The sequence below is a fragment of the Bradyrhizobium sp. MI1.10 genome (assembly GCF_055811035.1).
In genome coordinates this window covers 1-2,898 of record NZ_JBVVPN010000011.1, presented here as the reverse complement: position 1 = coordinate 2,898, position 2,898 = coordinate 1, and the positions used below count along the sequence as shown (strand labels likewise).

Annotated in this window: 2 protein-coding genes and 1 pseudogene; 1 reads left to right on the top strand and 2 read right to left on the bottom strand. The window is 64.8% G+C overall.

Annotated elements, in window-relative coordinates; genetic code table 11:
* Positions 1-115: 115 nt before the first annotated feature.
* Positions 116-1,117, bottom strand: a pseudogene (locus AC0L3K_RS13460) (IS110 family RNA-guided transposase); the annotation flags it as partial.
* A gap of 290 nt (positions 1,118-1,407) precedes the next feature.
* Here AC0L3K_RS13460 and AC0L3K_RS13455 point away from each other — a divergent pair.
* Entirely contained in the window at positions 1,408-1,854 is a 447-nt protein-coding gene (locus AC0L3K_RS13455) for a P-loop NTPase family protein (protein ID WP_246649581.1), read from the top strand.
* 28 nt (positions 1,855-1,882) lie between these two features.
* Here the strand turns inward: AC0L3K_RS13455 and AC0L3K_RS13450 are convergent, their stop codons facing one another.
* Positions 1,883-2,740: an NAD(P)-dependent oxidoreductase gene (locus AC0L3K_RS13450; protein ID WP_219685577.1), complete on the bottom strand. Its 858-nt coding sequence runs from the start codon at positions 2,738-2,740 to the stop codon at positions 1,883-1,885.
* Positions 2,741-2,898: the final 158 nt, after the last annotated feature.

Genomic DNA, 2,898 nt, shown 5'->3' with positions numbered 1-2,898 from the left:
TGGGTCTCGCCCACCAATCACCACACCTTTCTGGGCCCCCTTGGGTTGGGGGGGGCCGCCCCGGGGGGGGGGGGGGCCCCCCCCCCCCCCCCGGCCCGGGGGCGCCCCCCCGGTCTCGGTAAGCTTCTCCTTTAACCAGCATGGCCCAGATGATCCGGGCGGTTTTGGCGGCGAAGGCCACCATGGCGACCTTGTAGGGTCTTCGCGCCAGCAGATCGCGCAGCCACGGATCGGTGACGCCGCGCGCCTTCTGTTGTCGCAGATGAGCACTGGCTCCGCTGATCAGCAGCGCTCGCAGCATGCGATCCCCCTGTTTGGAGATACGTCCCGGGCGATGCTTGCCCCCGGTACCGTGGTCCTTGCCGGTGATTCCGATCCAGGCCGCAAAGTCACGGCCAGAGCGGAATACTCTTGCGTCGGGCACTTTGGCCAGGACCGTGCTGGCGATGATCGGGCCGACGCTTGGGACATCCATGAGCCGTTTGGCGTCGCGGTCGCAACGGGCAGCCTTGGCGATCTGACGTTCAAGCACCCGTTCATCGGCATTGAGCGCCTGCCAGTGCTTGGCCAGCATCAACAGGGCACCCCGCATAATCTCCGGAACCTCCTGGCTCGGCTCCTCGAGCCGGGCCATCAACTCGCACAGCCCCTCATATCCTTGCGCCGCCACGATCCCGAGCTCACTCAAGGCTGCTCGCAAGGCGTTCGCCACCATCGTCCGCTGCCGCACCAGCAAGGCACGCGCGCTATGAACCGCCAGCGTTGCCTGTTGCGCGATGCTCTTCACCGGGACAAACCGCATCGTCGGCCGGGTCACAGCTTCGCAAACCCCTTCGGCGTCGCGGCCGTCGTTCTTGTTGCGCTTGACATAGGGCTTCACATAACCCGGCGGCATCATCCGCACCTCATGGCCATATCGGCCAATCACCCGCGCCCAATGATGAGCGCTGCCGCAAGCCTCCATGCCGACTAGGCACGGCGGCAACTGCGCGAAAAACTTCTCGACCGCGGCCCGCTTAAGCTGGCGTCTCACCACCACAGCTCCCGACGCATCAACCCCATGAACCTGAAAAACGTTCTTCGCCAGATCCAAACCAATCGTGCTAATCTTCGACATGGACGGCTCCCTCTGTCTGGTTCGACTCAACATCACCAGTCTGGCACACTGATGCCGTTCGGGGGCCGTCCACCCCATCATTGCGAGCCAAGCGAAGCAATCCAGGATCTTTCCATTGAGGGACTCTGGATTGCTTCGCTCCGCTCGCAATGACGATGCGGATAAGCCCGGCTCTTAAGTGCCCCCTTTCGTCGCGGCTGGCTTTGTGAAATCTTCCCATCATGCGCCGGATCATCGTCGTAGGCTGTCAGGGTAGCGGAAAGACGAGCCTCTCCCGGAATCTCGGGCGAATGCTCGGGCTGCCGGTGGTGCATCTCGACGTGCTCTACTGGCGGCCGGGATGGAAGCCATCCGACAAGCCGAGCTTCCGGGCGCGCGTCGCTGATGCGATCGCGGGCGACGCATGGGTTGTCGACGGCAGCTTCTCGGGACTTGCCTTCGATCTCACGCTGGCGCGCGCCGATGCGCTGGTCGTCATCGACCGCCCGCGCTGGCTCTGCCAGTGGCGCATTCTCCTGCGCTCCGCCTTCGATCGCGACAGGACCCGGCCCGACCTCCCGGAGGGGTGTCCCGAACAATTCGACTGGAAATTGATGCGGGAGGCGTGGCGCTACGACACCGAGCGCGCGCCTGTCATCGAGGCCGAGCGTGTGCAGTATGGCGCTGACGTCCCGGTCGTGCGCTTGAGACGCGATCGGGACATCCAGGGTTTTCTGGACTCGGTGCACGGCACATGATCGATGACCGTGACCTGAGACCGGACAATCAGGATTTCTTCTGCGCGATGCCCGCGGCGAATGCCTTCATCAGATCGGTATCCGCCGCGTCGCCTTTCGCGTCCTCGGCGAGATGCTCGAACCAGCGCGCAAAGCCTTCGTAAACCTGGCTCGCCGGATGATCGGGGCCGAGAAAGCCGGAAATCTCCCGCATCTCCGCAACCCAGCGATAGGCCTTCGGGATCATGTCCGGCAGCGCGACTTCGAGGCGGGCCAGAACCGCGGGCTGGCTGCGTGCGAGTTCGTCGCGCAGCGCATCGGCAGCCCCCGCTTTCGTTGCCGCGACCACCATCGCCGAGCCGATGCCGGCGAGGCCCTTGACGATACCGGCGTAGGACATTTTGAGCGCGGACGCGGCACCGACCGGCCCTTCGACGATCCGCACGTCGAGCCCGAAATCCTTCAGCACGGCGACGTCCTTGGCGTGCTCGCCGGACATGTAGAACGCGGGGCTCTTGCCGCCGGGCTGGGGCGGGAACCCGATGATGCCGGCATCGACGAACGGCGCCTGTGCCGAGCCGATGATCTCTTCGATCCTCATCACGGTATCGACGTTGACGGCATTGCAATCGACCACGACGGGCTTCTTCTCGCGCCGGACGATCAGCCCGGCCAGCCGCTCGGCGAGCGCCACGGCTTCGCCCGGCGGCACGATCGAGAGGATGATGTCGGCGTCCGCGATCGCGTCGTCCTCGGCGCCGATCATGCCGGCATCCGCCGCGCGTTTGCGCGTCGCCTCGCTCCGCCCGTTCAACGACGTCAGCACGCGCGCACCGTGCTCGCCGAGACGGCGGGCCACGGCACTGCCCATGGCACCGGGCGCGAGGATCGCAATTGTTTTGGACATCGTGTTGGACATCGTGCACTCCAAGTCGAAGCAAAGTCGAATTCCAGGCGAGGCGCTCAATCTAACCGGAAGACCGGGGCGCGTACTCATCTGTGGACGCCCCGCGAGATGCAAGCGATTTTTGAAGAAGATCGGCACGTAGTCGGATGCTGCCATCT

Coding starts and splice junctions, on each gene's coding strand:
- AC0L3K_RS13455 (WP_246649581.1), top strand. CDS start 1,408: ATGCTCGGGCTGCCGGTGGTGCATCTCGACGTGCTCTACTGGCGGCCG.
- AC0L3K_RS13450 (WP_219685577.1), bottom strand. CDS start 2,740: ATGTCCAAAACAATTGCGATCCTCGCGCCCGGTGCCATGGGCAGTGCC.